This window comes from Kitasatospora sp. NBC_00039, from assembly GCF_045160625.1.
Taxonomy (GTDB): Bacteria; Actinomycetota; Actinomycetes; order Streptomycetales; family Streptomycetaceae; genus Kitasatospora.
In genome coordinates this window covers 2,271,385-2,286,962 of sequence record NZ_CP108289.1, presented here as the reverse complement: position 1 = coordinate 2,286,962, position 15,578 = coordinate 2,271,385, and the positions used below count along the sequence as shown (strand labels likewise).

Annotated in this window: 16 protein-coding genes and 1 tRNA gene; 8 read left to right on the top strand and 9 right to left on the bottom strand. The window is 73.3% G+C overall.

From position 1 onward, the window contains the following. Positions 1-72 precede the first annotated feature (72 nt). Entirely contained in the window at positions 73-924 is an 852-nt protein-coding gene (locus OG286_RS10285; RefSeq protein ID WP_405362127.1) for a serine hydrolase, read from the top strand. Positions 925-937: 13 nt separating this feature from the next. On the opposite strand, the gene OG286_RS10280 is transcribed toward OG286_RS10285, so the two are convergent. The 5 genes from OG286_RS10280 to OG286_RS10260 all read right to left on the bottom strand — a co-directional run bounded on the left by OG286_RS10280 (position 938) and on the right by OG286_RS10260 (position 6,327). Further along, positions 938-2,080: an FAD-dependent monooxygenase gene (locus tag OG286_RS10280; protein WP_405362129.1), complete on the bottom strand. Its 1,143-nt coding sequence runs from the start codon at positions 2,078-2,080 to the stop codon at positions 938-940. A 41-nt stretch (positions 2,081-2,121) separates the two neighbouring features. After that, complete coding sequence (locus OG286_RS10275; protein WP_405362131.1) at positions 2,122-2,769, bottom strand: GTP-binding protein; 648 nt, start codon at positions 2,767-2,769, stop codon at positions 2,122-2,124. A 3-nt stretch (positions 2,770-2,772) separates the two neighbouring features. Then, a complete protein-coding gene (locus OG286_RS10270; protein ID WP_396320137.1) occupies positions 2,773-3,138 on the bottom strand; it encodes a DUF742 domain-containing protein in 366 nt (121 codons plus the stop codon). A 64-nt stretch (positions 3,139-3,202) separates the two neighbouring features. Next, the gene (locus OG286_RS10265) at positions 3,203-3,634 is read right to left on the bottom strand and encodes a roadblock/LC7 domain-containing protein (protein WP_396319717.1); all 432 of its coding nucleotides are present in this window, start codon (positions 3,632-3,634) and stop codon (positions 3,203-3,205) included. Continuing rightward, positions 3,631-6,327 (bottom strand): nitrate- and nitrite sensing domain-containing protein, encoded by a 2,697-nt coding sequence (locus OG286_RS10260; RefSeq protein ID WP_405366045.1) that lies wholly within the window; start codon positions 6,325-6,327, stop codon positions 3,631-3,633. Before OG286_RS10260 ends, OG286_RS10265 begins: the two co-directional genes overlap by 4 nt. An 833-nt stretch (positions 6,328-7,160) precedes the next feature. Between OG286_RS10260 and OG286_RS10255 the strand changes: the two genes are divergently transcribed. The 3 genes from OG286_RS10255 to OG286_RS10245 all read left to right on the top strand — a co-directional run bounded on the left by OG286_RS10255 (position 7,161) and on the right by OG286_RS10245 (position 9,739). Further along, a complete protein-coding gene (locus OG286_RS10255) occupies positions 7,161-8,819 on the top strand; it encodes a 2-isopropylmalate synthase (RefSeq protein ID WP_405363842.1) in 1,659 nt (552 codons plus the stop codon). Next, positions 8,816-9,343, top strand: a complete 528-nt coding sequence (locus OG286_RS10250; protein WP_396319718.1) for a YbaK/EbsC family protein — start codon at positions 8,816-8,818, stop codon at positions 9,341-9,343. The genes OG286_RS10255 and OG286_RS10250 overlap by 4 nt, the downstream gene beginning before the upstream one ends. Positions 9,344-9,667: 324 nt before the next feature. Beyond that, positions 9,668-9,739, top strand: a tRNA-Glu gene (locus OG286_RS10245). A 92-nt stretch (positions 9,740-9,831) separates the two neighbouring features. On the opposite strand, the gene OG286_RS10240 is transcribed toward OG286_RS10245, so the two are convergent. The 3 genes from OG286_RS10240 to OG286_RS10230 all read right to left on the bottom strand — a co-directional run bounded on the left by OG286_RS10240 (position 9,832) and on the right by OG286_RS10230 (position 11,193). Continuing rightward, positions 9,832-10,362, bottom strand: a complete 531-nt coding sequence (locus OG286_RS10240; protein ID WP_396319719.1) for a GNAT family N-acetyltransferase — start codon at positions 10,360-10,362, stop codon at positions 9,832-9,834. 159 nt (positions 10,363-10,521) lie between these two features. Next, positions 10,522-10,932: a Scr1 family TA system antitoxin-like transcriptional regulator gene (locus tag OG286_RS10235; RefSeq protein ID WP_405365091.1), complete on the bottom strand. Its 411-nt coding sequence runs from the start codon at positions 10,930-10,932 to the stop codon at positions 10,522-10,524. 69 nt (positions 10,933-11,001) lie between these two features. Next, positions 11,002-11,193 carry a hypothetical protein gene (locus OG286_RS10230; RefSeq protein WP_405365089.1) on the bottom strand — a complete coding sequence of 64 codons (192 nt, stop codon included), beginning with the start codon at positions 11,191-11,193 and terminating at the stop codon, positions 11,002-11,004. 127 nt (positions 11,194-11,320) lie between these two features. On the opposite strand from OG286_RS10230, the gene OG286_RS10225 reads away from it, so the two are divergent. Beyond that, a complete protein-coding gene (locus OG286_RS10225) occupies positions 11,321-11,761 on the top strand; it encodes an ATP-binding protein (protein ID WP_405365087.1) in 441 nt (146 codons plus the stop codon). A 325-nt stretch (positions 11,762-12,086) separates the two neighbouring features. After that, positions 12,087-12,281 carry a hypothetical protein gene (locus OG286_RS10220; RefSeq protein WP_405362138.1) on the top strand — a complete coding sequence of 65 codons (195 nt, stop codon included), beginning with the start codon at positions 12,087-12,089 and terminating at the stop codon, positions 12,279-12,281. Positions 12,282-12,306: 25 nt separating this feature from the next. Here the strand turns inward: OG286_RS10220 and OG286_RS10215 are convergent, their stop codons facing one another. Continuing rightward, complete coding sequence (locus OG286_RS10215; protein WP_405365085.1) at positions 12,307-13,305, bottom strand: DUF5937 family protein; 999 nt, start codon at positions 13,303-13,305, stop codon at positions 12,307-12,309. A 91-nt stretch (positions 13,306-13,396) separates the two neighbouring features. On the opposite strand from OG286_RS10215, the gene OG286_RS10210 reads away from it, so the two are divergent. After that, the gene (locus tag OG286_RS10210) at positions 13,397-14,686 is read left to right on the top strand and encodes an MFS transporter (RefSeq protein ID WP_405362142.1); all 1,290 of its coding nucleotides are present in this window, start codon (positions 13,397-13,399) and stop codon (positions 14,684-14,686) included. A gap of 159 nt (positions 14,687-14,845) precedes the next feature. Next, positions 14,846-15,574: a hypothetical protein gene (locus OG286_RS10205; protein ID WP_405362144.1), complete on the top strand. Its 729-nt coding sequence runs from the start codon at positions 14,846-14,848 to the stop codon at positions 15,572-15,574. Positions 15,575-15,578 lie beyond the last annotated feature (4 nt).

The following is a 15,578-nucleotide window of genomic DNA, read 5'->3' as shown; positions in this document are numbered from 1 at the left end:
CGGGCGCCCGGACGGGGGTGGTGAATCCGTGCGGCCGTTTACCCGGGGCCCCGCCCGGGAACGGGGCCGGGCATGGTTTCTGTGGTGGTGGCGCCGTGGGGCGGTGAGCCCGTTCTCGTGCGGGCCGGTGACGAGCTGCACGACGCGGCGAGCACGATGAAGGTGGCCGTGCTGGCGGCGCTGTACCGCAGCGGGGCCGATCTCGAGGCCGAGGTGCCGGTGGTGAACCGGTTCGCCTCGGCGGCCGGCGGGGAGTTCGGCAACGACCCCGGCTGGGACAGCGACCCGCAGCCCTGGACGCTGCTCGGCGGGACGGCCCCGCTGCGCACCCTCGCCGAGCGGATGATCACGCACTCCTCCAACCTCGCCACCAACCTCTGCCTCGCGCACACCGGGCCCGAGACGGTGGCCGAGGTCTGGCGGCGGGCGGGTGCGACCCGCAGCGCCAGCCCGCGCGGGATAGAGGACCACGCCGCGCGCGAGGCGGGCGTGCACAACCGGGTGAGCGCGCTCGACCTGGTCCGCCTGCTGCAATCCCTCGCGGACGAACCGGAGTTGCTCGCGCTCCTGGAGCGCAACGCCTTCCGGGTGGATCTGGCGGCCGGGCTGCCGCCGGGCACCCGGATCGCGTTCAAGAACGGCTGGTTCCCCGGTGTGCGGCACAGTGTCGGCCTGGTCCACCCGGAGGACTGCCCGCCGTACCTGATCGCGGTCTGCTACACCGGCCCGCTGGCCTCGGGCGAGGACGAGGCGGACCCTGCGGCCCGCCTGCTGGCGCGGATCTCGGCGGCGGTCTGGGAGCGGCGTCACGAGGTCGCCAGTGCCTCCAGCCCTTCCAGCGCCGCCTCGTTGAGCAGGTTGATCCCGTCGTCAAGTCTGTCCGTGGCCCTGCGCGGGCACAACCCCGCGCAGGGCCACCGGTAGGGACGGCGGAGCGTCAGTACGGCTGGACGAGCACGTGCGCGGCGCCCGGGATGCCGACCTTCAGCAGCTCGTCCTCCTCGGGGGTGGTCGGGGTGCCGGTCTCCTGCTTGAGGACGGCGCGGGACAGCGCCTGCACCCACATCGCGCGCGGCCGGCGGCGCTCCTCCCAGGCGGCCAGCGCGGCGGCCACCTCGCCGGGCGCCGTGACGGCGTCCAGCGACTCGGCGAGTACGAGCGCGTCCTCGACCGCCATCGCCGCGCCCTGGGCCAGGTGCGGGGTGCTGGCGTGCGCGGCGTCGCCGGCCAGGACCACCCGGCCGACGTACCACGGCTCCTCCACCGTGACCTGGGAGATCCGCGAGTAGACCACTGCGGCCGGGTCGGTGACCTGCGCCAGCGCCTCGGCTATCGGGCCGCCGAAGCCGGCCAGCCGCGCGGCGAGCTGCTCGTGGGCGCGGTCCACGTCCGGGCGGAAGTCCTCGGCCTCGGCGAACACCGAGCCCAGGTACATGAGGTTGTCGGTGATCGGGGTGAGCAGCGCCTTCGCCCTGAGGTTCCCCGCGGACATCACCACGCCCTGCACCTCGGGCAGGCGCGGCAGCGTGACCCGCCAGTTGGCGAAGCCGGTGTACTCGGGCGTGTACGTGTCGCCGTACAGCCGCCCGCGCAGCGGCGAGCCGATGCCGTCGAAGCCGACCACCAGGTCGTAGCGGCCGCTCCGCCCGTCCGAGAGGGTGACGTCCACGCCCTCGCCGTCGTCGGTGAGTCCGGTGATCGTGGTGGAGAAGCGGATCGACGCGCCGGCCTCGGTGGCGGCGGCGGAGAGCACCCTGGCCAGGGCGGGGCGCGGGATGCCGTTGTTGGCGGGCGCGTCGCCCATCCGCGGCTGCGGGATCTCGGCGAGGGTGGCGCCGGCCGGGTCGCAGATGGTCAGCACCTCCCACGCGAAGCCGGCGGCCAGGCAGGCGTCCAGCACGCCGATCTCGCGCATCACGTGCAGCGCGTTGGACGGCTGGATGATGCCGACGCCGAGCGCCTCCAGCTCGTCGCGCAGCTCGGCCACGTCGACCCGGTGGCCGCGCCGGGCGAGGGCGGTGGCCAGGGTCAGGCCGCCGATCCCGCCGCCGTGGATCAGGACGCGCAGGGATGAGGTCATGACGGGGTTCTCCAAACGGGGGAGTGGGAGGGGGAGAGGGCTCAGCCGGCCGGCGCCGCGTGGGCGGTGGAGAGGTCCATCAGGTGGTCGACCAGGGCCAGCAGCAGGTCCCGCCCGAAGGCGCGCTCGCGCACGTCGCCGAGGAGCATCGGCACCTGCGGGTCGAGGTCGAGGGCGGCCCGGATCTCGTCCGGGGTACGGGTGTTGTGCCCGTGGAAGCAGTTGATCGCGACCACGAACGGGATGCCGCGGCTCTCGAAGAAGTCGATGGAGGCGAAGCTGGTGTCCAGGCGGCGGGTGTCGGCGATGACGATCCCGCCGAGCGCGCCGTTCACCAGGTCGTTCCACATGAACCAGAAGCGCTCCTGGCCGGGTGTGCCGAACAGGTACACCACCAGCTCGGGGTTGACGGTGATCCGGCCGAAGTCGAGGGCGACGGTGGTGGTGTCCTTGGTGTCGACGCCGGACAGGTCGTCCACGCCGACGCTGGCGCGGGTCAGGTACTCCTCGGTGCGCAGCGGCGCGACCTCGCTGACCGAGCCGACCAGGGTGGTCTTGCCGACGCCGAAGCCGCCCGCGATGAGGATCTTCACGGCGGTGGGCGCGGCGGGCGCGGTGGGCGCGGTGGGCACGGTGGGCGCGTCAACGGTGTTCGGGGCGGAGGAAGGAAGGGGTGCGGTCGGTGCCATGGTTCAGAGTCTCCGGAGTCCTTCGCGTACGGCCGTCAGCAGTCCGAGGTCCGCGCCCCCGCCGGCCCGGGCCACCGAGAGCGGGGCCCGGGCCAGCAGCAGGCCCTGGGAGATCAGGTCGCCCAAGAGGATCTTGGTGACCGAGACGGGCAGGTCCAGAGCGGCCGCCACCTCGGCGACGGCGGCCGGGCGCCGGCAGCGGTCCAGGATCATCCGGTGCTCGGGCTGGAGCCCGCGTGACCCGGTGCGCGAGCCCCGGGCCAGGGCCGCGCCGGCCTCGTCCACGACGGTGGTCAGCACCGTGATCAGGGTGAGGTCGTCGCGCTCGGGCGCGGTGCGGCCGCGGGTGATGGTGTAGGGGCGCACCATCGAGTCCGAACCGTCGTCCCCGTCCTCGTCGGGGACTTCGCTCCAGTGCGGGATCACCGGGGCATCAACCCCGGTTCCTGGCGGCGAAGGCGTCGAACTCGCTGCGCGCCGGGGTGGTCAGTTTCTGGCCGACCTGCTGCACCAGCGTGTGCATGGCCACCGACATCACCTCGGCGTCCACCTCCTGGGAGGCGACCACGGCCAGGTGGGTGCCCTGGGCGGCGGCGATGATGAACAGCCAGACCTCGGACAGCTCGACGATGACCTGGTGCACCGGGCCGCCGTCGAAGAGCTGGCCCACGCCGCGCGCCAGGCTCTGCTGGCCGGTGGCGACGGCGGCCAGGCGCTCGGCGTCGGCGCGCTCGATGGAGCGGGAGTGGCTGACGACCAGGCCGTCGTCGGAGAGCAGGACGGCGTTCCTGGTCCCGGGCACCGAGTCGACGAGTCCGTCGAGCAGCCAGTCCAGGTCCTGGTGGGTGGCGATCGTGCGGTTCATGACTGGTTTTCCGTCCTCGTGGTTCGGGGGTCCGCGGCCGGGAGGGCCCAGGGGGAGGGGCCAGGCGCGGGGGTCGGGGGCCCGGCGGGCTCGGTCCGGGGTGCCGGGCGGGTGCCGTGGTCGAAGGTGGGGCCGGGGGGCCGGTCGGGGAGGCGGTGCCCGCCGGAGTCGTGGCCGCTGCCCTGGCCACGCGCCGCGCGGGACTGCCGCTGGAAGGCGCCGATCGCCGCCCCCGAGCGCCGCGGCGGGCGTTGGAACGGGTCGGCCGTCCCGGCCTGCCCGGTGCCGAAGCCGTCCGCCGTCGGGAGGTCGGCCGGACCGGGCGCGTGCTCCGTCCGGGGCGGTGGCGGGACGCGCAGCTCGGCGGCCAGGCTGGCCTGGCGCACGCGCTGCGGCAGCGGCGGCTGTCCGCCGCTCGGCTCGCTCAGCGGCACCGAGGAGGCGTACTCGGGCCGCTCCCGCCGTTCGGCGAGCCGGTAGTGCTGGGCCGGCCGGTACTGCTCGTCGGCGTACGGGGCTTCGGCGGGCGTCACCTTGGCGTACGCGATGTCCGGGTAGGCGGGGGTGTCGTGCCCGGGCGCGTCCGGGGCCGGTGCGGGCCGGGGCGCACCCGCGTGGGCCGCGGCGTGCGCGGGGGTGCCGTCCGCCGGGGAGCCGTGTTCGACCGGCTGCGCGGACTCCAGTGGCTGTTCGAGCGGCTGTTCCGGCGACGGATCCAGCGGCTGGACGTACTCGACGTGCGCGAACGCCTCGACCGGACCAGGCCCGGCGGCCGACGGGACCAGCACGATCTCCGGCGGCTCGCCGGCGACCGGCCCGTCCGTGCCCGGCCGCGGTCCGCCCGCCTGCGCCCCCGAGGCCGGCGCCACGCCGGGCGCCGCCTCGCGCGAGCGCCGGACGAGCGGGATCGGCTCGACCGGTGTGGCGTCCGGCAGGCCCGCGTCGCCGTCGATGACCAGCTCGGCGGGGACGAGCACGACCACCCGCGTCCCGCCGAAGGCCGACGGCCGGAACTCGATCCGCAGGCCGGTGTTGGCGGCCAGCCGGGCGACCACGTAGAAGCCGAGGCGGATGTCGTCCGCCCGGGCCAGCACGTCCATCCGGGGCGGACGGCTCATCAGCTCGTTGGCCGCGTCGTACTGTGCCGGGTCCATGCCGAGCCCGCGGTCCTCGATCTCGACCGCCAGCCCGCGGCCGACCATGGCGGCCCGTACCTCGACCGGGGTCGGCGGCCTGGAGAAGCTCGCCGCGTTCTCCATCAGCTCGGCGAGCACGTGCGCGACCGGGCCGACGGCCCGCTCGGAGAGCCACGGGTGTCCCTCGACGTCCAGCATGATCCGCCGGTAGTCCTGCACCTCGCCCTGGGCGGAGCGGAGCACGTCCAGCAGCGGGACGGGCTTGCGCCAGCGCCGCTGCGGCTGGCCGCCGGCCAGGATCACGAGGTTCTCCTCGTAGCGGCGCAGGCGGGCGGTGAGATGGTCGAGGTCGAACAGGCCCTCCAGCACCTCCGGGTCCTCGTGCCTGCGCTCCAGCTCGTCCAGCTTCTTCAGCTGCTGGCCGATCAGCAACTGGGTGCGGCGGGCGATGCGCTGGAGCAGCCGTTCGAAGCCGCGGTGCTGCTCGGCCTGCCGGACGGAGGTCTCCAGCGCGGAGGCGCGGGCCAGGTTGAGCGCCTGGCCGAGGCGGGCCAGCTCGTCGGTGCCGTTGCCCTGGTCGCCCGCGGTGATCACCCGGCTCTCGGCCTCGACGTCGACCTGCTCGCCTCGGGAGAGGCGCTCGACCACCTCGGGCAGGGTGCGCTCCAGCTCCTGTGCCTGGGTGTGCAGTTCCCTGATGCGGCGGCGCAGCGAGCGGGTGAGCCGCCAGCTGGTCACGATGACGGCGACGACCGCGACCAGGCCGATCACGGTGGTCAGCGCGAAGGTGGTGAGCAGCGAGAGGAACGAGCCCTTGCCGACCTCGACGATGCCGTCGGTGCGGGTCTCGATCGCCTTCACCAGCTGCGGGTTGAGCTGGTCGACGGCCTGGCGCCACTGGTCCTGGGAGGGCGGCAGCTTGACGGTGCCGCTCGCGTCCGCCGGGACGGCCCGGGTCAGCGACTGCTCGACGGCGGACTTGGCCTGCCACGCCGGGCTGGTCATCACGTCCTGCCAGGCCGCGGCCTCGGCGGCCGGGACGTACGGCAGGACCTGGACGGTGAAGAGGTGGTTTTGGGCGCCGATGGCCTGCTGGACCTGCTGGAAGTCGCCCGCGCCGAGCCTCCCGGACGGCCAGCCGCGGGCCAGGAGGGCGTCCTCGCGCGCCAGCATCTCCTTGGCCCAGAAGGCGTTCACCAGGGTCTTGGAGATCCAGGTGACCTCGCCGTTGTCGACGTGGCTGAGCGCGGTGAACAGCCGCAGGTCGACGGCGATCAGGTCGGTGTAGTAGGTGAAGGCCGCCTGCTGGTCGACGGCGCCGCGGTCGACCGCGGACCGCTGTTCGGCGAGCCTGCCCATCGCCTGCCGCGCCTCGGCGACGGCGCTGCGCACCTCGGTGGGGGCGCTGTCGGCGGTCTCGCCGGAGAGTGCCTGGAACTGGCGCACCGCGTCGTCGGTGAGCTGGCGCTGGCGGCGCAGCGCCTCGGTGACGCTGCCCGGCCGGGCGAGCGACTCGGCGCTGAGCCGACGCTCCTCCTGGAGGTTGTAGTAGACGATGTTGGAGGGCTGTCCGGCCTTCTGGGCCAGCAGGCCCTGGTCCGCCTGCCGGCTGAAGTCGAGGAAGGTCTGGCCGCTGGTGACCGCCCAGAGGACGGCGAGGGCCAGGCTGGGGACGACGGCCAGGACGAGCAGCGCCGTCCGCAGTGACAGGCGTGGACGCCTGCGGGGGGTCTTCGGCGTCGGGGGCCGCCGATTCGCACGCGCGCGCAGAGCTGACTCCTAGGGGAAGGCGGCCGGCCTGGTGGGGCCGGACCGTCCGGGCACGGGCTTTTGACGAGGCGATACTAGTCATACCGTGTAATAGGAGTGAAAACCCGTTCGCTACCTGGACAGGGTGCACACACGGCCTTAACACAACGTCATTCCCGAGTTCATGATTGGTGGGCGAAGGACCGTTGTGACGCGGGATGTCCTCTTCTGACGTGCGATGACGTGTTATCGGGGCAGATGGACGGTGGCCGGAAGGGCAGGCCGCGGCATCCGGGGGGATTGTGTGAGAACTGTGTGCCGATGGCCCCCGGCGGTGAGCAACTGGCCCCGGTAGGCCCACCCGCTCGACCGGACGATCCCTCAGGGCGGGGCGGAGCCCGGTTGTCCGAGGAGTTGATCGATGGTTACTGTCATCGGCATGAAGCCGTGGACCCTCCTTCTTGGTGGCCGCAGCGGGGTCTGACCGAACCGGCGCCCCGCTGCGGGGCGCCGTGCTGCCGGTTCGTCCTCCGGAACCACCCGCTTGCGAAGGACTTCACGTGCGATCCACCACGTTCCGCACCCCCGCCGGCCCCGTCCCGGCCGCCGCACCCGCCTGGAACCCGCAGCGCGGCAGCGCCATGCCGTACCACCGCTACCGGCCCGCCCACGAGCGCGTTCCGCTGGTCGGCGGCGAGCCGCGGGAGTGGCCCTCGCGCCGGATCGAGCAGGCCCCGCTCTGGGTGCCCGTCGACCTGCGCGACGGCAACCAGGCGCTCGCCGAGCCGATGGACCCGGCGCGCAAACAGCGGATGTTCGACCTCTTCCTGACCATGGGCTTCAAGGAGATCGAGGTCGGCTACCCCTCCGCCAGCCGCGCCGACTTCGACTTCGTGCGCCGGCTGGCCACCACCCCCGGCGCCGTCCCCGAGGACGTCACCGTCGTCGTCTTCACCGCCGCCCGCGAGGACCTGATCGACCGCACCTTCGAGTCCGTCGAAGGCCTGCCCCGGGTGGTCGTCCACCTCTACACCGCCACCGCCCCGGTCTGGCGCGACGTCGTCCTCGGCCGCACCCGCGACGAGGTCCGCGCCCTGGTCACGGCGGCCGCCGGGCACATGGCCCGGCGGGCCGGCGACCGCCCCGGCCTGCGCTTCGAGTTCTCGCCCGAGGTGTTCAACCTGACCGAGCCGGACTACGTCCTGGAGGTCTGCAACGGCGTCACCGAACTCTGGGACGCGAGCCCCGACCGGCCGGTCATCCACAACCTGCCCGCCACCGTCGAGATCTCCACTCCCAACGTCTACGCCGACCAGATCGAGTACATGCACCGTCACCTGGCCCGGCGTGAGGCGGTGATCCTCTCCGTTCACCCGCACAACGACCGCGGCACCGGCGTCGCCTGCGCCGAACTCGCCGTCCTGGCCGGCGCCCAGCGGATCGAGGGCTGCCTGTTCGGCAACGGCGAGCGGACCGGCAACGTCGACCTGGTGACGCTCGCCCTCAACCTGCACACCCAGGGCGTCGACCCGATGATCGACTTCTCCGACATCGACGAGATCCGCCGCACCGTCGAGCACTGCAACCGCCTGCCTGTGCACGAGCGCCACCCCTACGTCGGCGACCTCGTCCACACCGCCTTCTCCGGCACCCACCAGGACGCCGTCAAGAAGGGGTTCGCGCACCACGCCAAGGTGGCGGCCGAGTTGGGCCTGCCCGAGCGGGAGGTGCCGTGGGAGGTGCCCTACCTGCCGATCGACCCGGCCGACCTGGGGCGCGACTACGAGGCCGTGATCCGGGTCAACAGCCAGTCCGGCAAGGGCGGCATCGCCTACCTGCTGCAGACCGGACACGGACTGGAGCTGCCCCGGCGGCTGCAGATCGAGTTCTCCCGGGTGGTGCAGGAGTCGACCGACGACAGCGGCAGCGAGGTGACGGCCGAGGAGCTGTACGCGCTGTTCCGCGCCACGTACCTGGACGCCGCGGTGGACGTCGCCTGGCGCACCGGGGAGGAGGACGGCCGCCACTGGGCGGAGGTCGGCCCGCACCGCGGGGAGGGCAACGGCCCGCTGGACGCCGTCACCGCCGCCCTGCACGCGGCCGGAACCGCCGTCGACATCCTCGGGTTCACCGAGCACGCCGTCCGCACCGGCCCTGACAGCGACGCCGTCGCCTACGTCGAGGCGCGGGTCGCGGGCGAGGTGGTCTGGGGCGTCGGGCGGGACTCCTCCGTCCTCACCGCCGGTGTGCGCGCGGTGCTCAGCGCCGTCGGGCGCGCACGGGGAATGATGGCCCGATGACGTCCACCCTTCCCGAGCAGCCCGAACTGCCCGAGCAGCCTGAGCTGCCCGAACTGCCCGCCCGGAGCCGGGCCGTGGCCGACGCCCTCGCGGCGGCCGGCCTGCCCGGCGAGATCCGCGTCCTGCCCGACTCCGCCCGTACCGCGGCCGAGGCCGCGGCCGCCCTCGGCTGCGAGGTCGGCGCGATCGCCAACAGCCTGGTGTTCATGTGCGACGACGCGCCGCTGCTGGTCATGACCAGTGGCGCCCACCGCGTCGACACCGCCCACCTGGCCAGGGAGTTGGGCAGCGGCCCGATCACCCGCGCGAGCGCCGCCCAGGTCCGCGAGGCCACCGGCCAGGCCATCGGCGGCGTCGCCCCGGCCGGCCACCCGGCGCCGCTGCGCACGGTGGTGGACGAGGCGCTGGCCGGCTACCAGGTGCTGTGGGCCGCCGCCGGCCACCCGCACACCGTGGTGCCGATGACGTACGAGGAGCTGTTGAAGCTGACCGGCGGCATGCCGTCGGCGGTGACGGCGGAGTAGGTCCTCGTCGGGCAGGAGCCCGCTCTCCCGGTGGTGGTACGTGACCGGGAGAGCGGGTCGGCGGCTCAGGCCGGACGCGGCTGAGGGCTGGGCGCGGCTCAGGGCTGGGTGATCGTGGTTGGCGGCTGTGCACGGCCGGTGGGCCCTGGGCACGGGCATCACCCTCGTGGACGGCGGCCGGGGCGTTCACCATCTCCGAGGTCATGGACGTCCTGCGCCCGGGCCGCCGGCAGGCGCGGATTTCGTCTTTCGATCACCCGCTGATAAGTTCTTCCATGTCGGCGGGACGAGATCGCGGAAGTGATCGGAGGCCCGGCCGGTCAGGCGTCGGTGGTGCAGCGGTAGCACGCCCGCTTTCAGCGGGAGGGGTTCGTTCAATTCGGGCCCGGCGCTCCAACTCGCAGGGGCGGAAGTCGTTTTCGACTTCCGCCCCTGTCGGTTTTCCGGGCCGGTGGCCGGTGCGGTGCCCGTTGCTCCCGGGCCGGCTGTCAGATACCGAAGGCCGCTGCCCAGCGGGCCACACCGGACGGCAGGGGGTCGTCCTCGTTCAGGCTGAGCGCCATCCACGCCTCGTCGGGCGCCTCGGTGGTGAGCTCCACGCCGTGCGCGGAGGCGCGAACGAAGCCGAACCGCGGGTAGTACGTCGGGTGCCCGAGGAGGAAGACGAAGCGCTCGTCCATCGCACGTGCGGCGTGGAGCGCGGCCAGGACCGCGGCTGAGCCGGCGCCGGCACGCTGGTGGTCCGGGTGCACGGAGACCGGCCCCATGGCGAGGGCCGGGACGTCCCCGATGAATGCACGGGTCAGGACGACGTGGCCGACCGGCGTGTCGGTCGGGTCGGCGGCGTCCGTGGCGACCACGGAGAGCCCGTCGATCCAGCCCTCGTCGGCACGCAGGCCGGCCAGGACGTCGGCCTCGAACGGGCGGCCGAAGGCGGCGAGGGTGAGGGCGTGGACGGTGAGAATGTCCGCGCTGGTCTCGGCACGGGTGAGCCAGGAGGAGGAAGCGGAAGAAGACATGGTGAAACCCTTGGGTGAAGGGCCCCAGTGCACCGCGAAGGTGCGGTCAGACCAGGGCCCGGGAGATGAGGACGGTCGTCCGGGCGCTGCGCAGCACAGGCGCAGCGGTCATCACCGCGGCCACAATCTCACCTTCCCTGTTCTCTCTGGGTTTCCTGGTCAAGCACGGACGGGCCGAACGTAGCAGGCCGGGAGCGAGAACGCTTCTGATTTTTCGCCCGGCACCGGTAGAGGGCCTGGATGCACCGCCGGCCGCCCACCGGGTGGTGGACGGCTTTCGTCGATTACCCAGCTGAAGATCGCTCTCGGCCATCGCGTCAGGACCTCCTGGCGCGCCATGCGGGCGGCCACCCGGATTTCGATCACCTCCTCCGAGAGGAGCGGTTGACGCATTCCGTACAGGGACCGTGCGTGGTCCTCGGTCTGCAAGAGACCAGGAATCACCAGCGAGCTGTACTCGTGGAGCTCAACCGCCTCGGCCTCCAGCCCTGCGAAGTCCCGGAACCACGCCGGGTGCCGCACCCGGGCCTTCGCCTTCGCCTGCTGCACATCGTCCTTCGCGATGCTCAACAACCCGCCCGCGTTGAGGAGTTCGTCCGCCGCGTCCAGCAGCTCCGGCTGCGGCGTGCGCTTCCCCCGCTACACCGAGCCGATCACCGCCTCGGTGTAGCCGACCTGGCTGCCCAGTTCCTTCTGCGTCATCCCCGCACGCTCGCGCAGCAGCTCGATCTGCTTGCCGAGGGCGCGGAAGAAGTCCGACACCTCCGCGAGGTCCTCCGCCAACTCCGGCCGGGCCTCGCCGCTCTCTCCGCCACCCCGTACGTCACCCATTGCGACCACCCCTGATTTCAGGTCACGCCCAACAGCCCGAATGGGCCACCGTATGCACCCGGACAAACATGGACCGTATCCGCCTGATGCATGGTCAGAGTACGCTCGGCGCCCCACGCTATATCTCATGAAGTCCGAAATTCCCGTAGACATCCGCGCCGCGCGCCGCCTCACCACGCTCCTCGCGCCCACCCCCAAGGGTGCCGCGATGGGCCGCCGCATCGCCCGGCAGCAACTGATCGCCTGGCGCCTCAATTCCCTTGTCGAGGAGCCGTATCACTCCGCCCTGCTCATCATCGCCGAGCTCTCCGCCAACGCCTCCACCCACGGCCGCGTCCCCGGCCGGCGCTTCGAGCTCCTCGCCCTCATCGCCGACCCCCACGTGCTCCGTATCGAGGTCTCCGACCGCCACCCGGTCCGCCCTGCCGCCCTCGCCCCCAAGTCCCAGTCCGGGCGCGGCCTCACCCTCATCGACGCCCTGGCCGATCGCTGGGGCACCGACCCCCGCCACCCCAACGCCAAGACCGTCTGGGCCGAACTCGACCTCCCCACCGACCATGCCGCCTGAACGCCCCACGACGACCAGGGTCTGCGTCCTCACCCTCCTCCCCGTCACCCTCCTCCTCGCCCTCACCGCGTGGGCCTACCCCACCCACCCCGCCAAGCCCCCGGCACCGTCCACCGCAACAACAGTCGCCCCCACCCCCACCACAACCCCACCCCCCTGACCGTGCACAGGAAGTCGGCCTGGTGACTCTGCTGCGCCGCTGCTGCCGGTCGTCGCGCTGGTGGCACGGTGGCCGGACGGAAGCGTGCGTATGCTGCTCGAAATCACGCCCTGCCCTCCGGCCGGGAGGATCACAGCATCAGCTGGACAGCAGGGGTGGAAAAACGTGATCGGTCCAGTACTGCTCGGCATCCTGGCGGCCGTCGTCGGCGGCTGCGTCTGCGTGGTATGGGCGGAGCACGGCGGGCCCCGCTGGACGCGCGTCGTGGCTCAACTGACCATCGGATCGGGCAAGATGCTGCGCCGCTACCAGAAGGAGCGGCGCCGCAGCGTCGGCCGGTCCTCGGGCGGCGACTCGTAGGCCGTCGACAGCCCGGCAACGGCTTTCATCCCTCCCGCCCGCCGCGCTCCGCGGCCGCGAGCAGCACCTCGGCGGCCTCGGTGCGGGTGTACAGCACGTACCGGCCGGTGCGGTGGGCGTCGACCAGGCCGGCGGTGCGCAGGGCGGTCAGGTGCTGGGAGACCCCGCCCGCCGTGATGCCGGTGCGCCGGGCCAGGTCGGTGGTGGAGGCGGGGAGGTCGAGTTCGGCCAGCAGCTGTGCCCTTGTTCGGCCCAGAACCGCAGCGAGGGGCTGCGCCACCGCCGTACGCCGCTCCCACAGGGTGGCGATACCGCGCGGCGGGTACCGCAGGGTGGGCTGCCAGGCGGGGGCGGTGACGGAGAAGACGCGGGGCCAGGCGAACACCGACGGCACGAGCAGCAGGCCGTGCCCGCCGAGCCGTTGGGGGCCGCCGCCGCCGCCGAGACGGTGCCGGATGCGCAGCGTGTCGGCGTCCCACGCGACGGCCGGGTCGAGGTCGTTGAGCAGCCGGTCGGCGCCACCCTCGGCCAGCAGTCTGGCCCGGTGGAGGACGTCGCCCTCCAGCAGCGAGCGCATCCGCGGCCAGTACGGCGCGAGCGCGATCTCCCAGTATTCCTCGACGAGTTCGGCGAGCTCCGCCAGGCCGCGGTGGGGGTCTTCGAGCAGCGCATCGATGCGGGCGGAGCGCGGCGCCCGCTTCCCGCCGAGACCGGAGCGGACCCGCTCGGCCGGGGTCGCCCGGAGGACGGCCAGCTCGACCTTCAGGTCGGACAGCGGAGTTGCGGGCGGGGGAGCGACGAAGATCGGGATCGCCCGGGGCGGGTCCGGGACGAGATCGGCGAGCAGGCTCCGGTCCAGCCCGGCGGCGGCCAGCCGCGGGCGGACCCGGTCGCTCCAGGGCCGGTACAGACGGTGCTCGTCCGGGTTCCTGAGGATCCGGACACTGGCGACGACCTCCCAGAGCGGGGACAGGGCGAACCTGGTCCGCGCCAGATCGCGGGCGGTGAACTCCAACTCCAGCACTGCGCATCCCCGTCACTCGCTCCGGCCACCTCGCCTTTCAGTACAGCCTAAATTCATGGCTCGGGTCCGAGGGCGGCGCCAGGCTCACCCCATGACCACGACTCACCTCGGCGCCGGCCACCCGCCCGCGGCCCGGCCCGCGACCGGCCGCGCGCTCCTCCACGACCCCGACTTCCGCCTGCTCCTCGGCGCGACGGGGGTGAGCAAACTCGGCAGTGCGCTCGGCCAGCTCGCTCTCCCGCTGGTCGCCGTGGTGGCACTGGACAGCTCCGCCGGGCAGGTCGGCCTGCTGGCGACGATGAGCACGCTGGCGTTCGTGCTGATCGGTCTGCCCGCCGGGGCCTGGGTCGACCGGCTGCGCAAGCGGCCCGTGATGGTGGCCGCCGATCTCGTCCGGGTGGTGCTCCTCGCCTCGGTTCCGGTCGCCTGGGCGCTCGGCGCGCTCACCCTGGGACAGCTCTGCCTCGTGGCCCTGCTCTCGGGCGCGGCCACGGTTTTCTTCGACGTCGCCGCATTGAGCCACCTGCCGGACCTGGTCGGCCGGGACCGTCTCGCCCAGGCCAACGCGTATCTCGTGACGGTCGACGCCGCGACCCAGGTCGGGGGCCGGGGTGTGGGCGGCTTCCTGGTGGCACTGGTGTCCGCGCCGCTCGTGCTCGCCGTCGACGCCGTCAGCTACCTCTGGTCGGCGGCCTGCTTGATGCGGCTGCGCCGACCGGAGCCGGAGCCGGCGTCGGAGCCCGTGGGCACGGATCGCCGGCGGCTGGCCGGGGAGGTCCGGGAGGGCCTGCGCTTCGTCTTCGGCCACCCCTCGCTGCGGGCCGTCGCCCTGGCGGGTGGCTGCACCAACCTGTCCATCCAGCTCTGCCAGACCGTGCTCCCCGTCCTGTTCGTCCGTGAACTCCGGCTCCCCGACGCCGCGATCGGCCTGTTCTTCGCCGCCGGCGGGACAGGCGTCTTCCTCGGCTCGCTGGCGGCCCGCCCGCTGGCCCGCCGCCTCGGCGCCGGGCGGGTGCTCTGGTCGATGGGCCTGGCGGTCGCACCGCTCGGCATCACGGTGGCGCTGGTCGACCGCGGCCCGGCGCTCTGGCTCGCCGGCGGCGGCTGGCTGGTCACCACCTTCAAGGTCGGCATCGACAACGTCCTCAAGGTCAGTTATCGCCAGAGCGTCACCCCCGACCGACTGCTCGGCCGGATGAACGCCACCATGCGCTTCGTCCTCACCGGCTCCCTGGCCGCCGGGGCGGCACTGGCCGGGCTGCTCGGCGAACTGCTCTCCACCCGTGCCGCGCTCTGGGCCGGCGCCGTGGGCCTCGCCCTCGTCTGGGTGCCGGTCTACTTCTCGCCCCTGCGGACGCTGCGCGAACTGCCTGGCCTCTGAGCCGCCGGCGTCCGTACCGGCGGCCCGCGCGCCGCCCTGCCGCCCTGCGGTTCTGCCGCCCTGCCTCCCTGCCGCCCTGCACAGGAAGTCGGCCGGTCCGACTTCCTGTGCAGGGCGGGTGCCGAGGTCCCCGCCCGGCGGTGCGTTTAGGCTGCCGGCATGCCCGGTCTGCTGCCCTCCGTTCCCCGCCTTCCGGGGCCGTTCGTGCCCGCCGCTCCCAACGTCGGCACCCCGTTGGGCGTACTCGAGTTCGGCGCGGTCGTCGACCGCCGGCCGGTGCCGCGGCAGCCGACCCGCGCCCACCGGCTGCCCGGCGGCGCCCTGATCTACCGCTGGGAGTGCGACTCCGTCGAACTGGAGCTGCTGCTCTGCCCGTTCGAGGCGTCCGCCACCGACTTCACCGTCCCGGTCGACGCCTGCTGGGGCGCCGTCTGGCAGGTGTACGCGCGCACCGCGCTGCACCGCGTCGAGCTCTCGGCGGCCTTCCGCGCCGTGCCGGTGGACGTGGAGAGCGGCTACGACGGCACGCAGGCCGTGGCCGCCGTCACCCTGGAGAACGCCGGCACCGTCCTCACCCTCAGCGGCTCCGACGAGGAGGACATCTGCTCCCGCGCGGAGTCCGGCGACTCCGTGCCCCGCCGCTGGGCCGCCCACCTCGACGACGTCTACCGCCGCTCGCCCCGCCTCACCTGGGGCGTCGAGTACATGGACGGCTACCGCGGCCTGTCCTGGACCCTGCCATCCTTCGAACCGGGCGAGCACGCCGTCCTGCACGCCGCCACGAGCTGGCGCACCCCGCAGCCCGACGACCCCGAGGACGACATGTCCACCTGGTGGGCCGCCATGGTCCAGCCGTCGTACCTCCTGGCCGCTGCGTCGGCTCGATAGCCGC

What these genes read in the sequence shown, in the direction of transcription:
- OG286_RS10285 (WP_405362127.1), top strand. Translation starts at nt 73, where the DNA reads ATGGTTTCTGTGGTGGTGGCGCCGTGGGGCGGTGAGCCCGTTCTCGTG.
- OG286_RS10280 (WP_405362129.1), bottom strand. Translation starts at nt 2,080, where the DNA reads ATGACCTCATCCCTGCGCGTCCTGATCCACGGCGGCGGGATCGGCGGC.
- OG286_RS10275 (WP_405362131.1), bottom strand. Translation starts at nt 2,769, where the DNA reads ATGGCACCGACCGCACCCCTTCCTTCCTCCGCCCCGAACACCGTTGAC.
- OG286_RS10270 (WP_396320137.1), bottom strand. Translation starts at nt 3,138, where the DNA reads ATGGTGCGCCCCTACACCATCACCCGCGGCCGCACCGCGCCCGAGCGC.
- OG286_RS10265 (WP_396319717.1), bottom strand. Translation starts at nt 3,634, where the DNA reads ATGAACCGCACGATCGCCACCCACCAGGACCTGGACTGGCTGCTCGAC.
- OG286_RS10255 (WP_405363842.1), top strand. Translation starts at nt 7,161, where the DNA reads ATGCCGTACCACCGCTACCGGCCCGCCCACGAGCGCGTTCCGCTGGTC.
- OG286_RS10250 (WP_396319718.1), top strand. Translation starts at nt 8,816, where the DNA reads ATGACGTCCACCCTTCCCGAGCAGCCCGAACTGCCCGAGCAGCCTGAG.
- OG286_RS10240 (WP_396319719.1), bottom strand. Translation starts at nt 10,362, where the DNA reads ATGTCTTCTTCCGCTTCCTCCTCCTGGCTCACCCGTGCCGAGACCAGC.
- OG286_RS10230 (WP_405365089.1), bottom strand. Translation starts at nt 11,193, where the DNA reads ATGGGTGACGTACGGGGTGGCGGAGAGAGCGGCGAGGCCCGGCCGGAG.
- OG286_RS10225 (WP_405365087.1), top strand. Translation starts at nt 11,321, where the DNA reads ATGAAGTCCGAAATTCCCGTAGACATCCGCGCCGCGCGCCGCCTCACC.
- OG286_RS10210 (WP_405362142.1), top strand. Translation starts at nt 13,397, where the DNA reads ATGACCACGACTCACCTCGGCGCCGGCCACCCGCCCGCGGCCCGGCCC.
- OG286_RS10205 (WP_405362144.1), top strand. Translation starts at nt 14,846, where the DNA reads ATGCCCGGTCTGCTGCCCTCCGTTCCCCGCCTTCCGGGGCCGTTCGTG.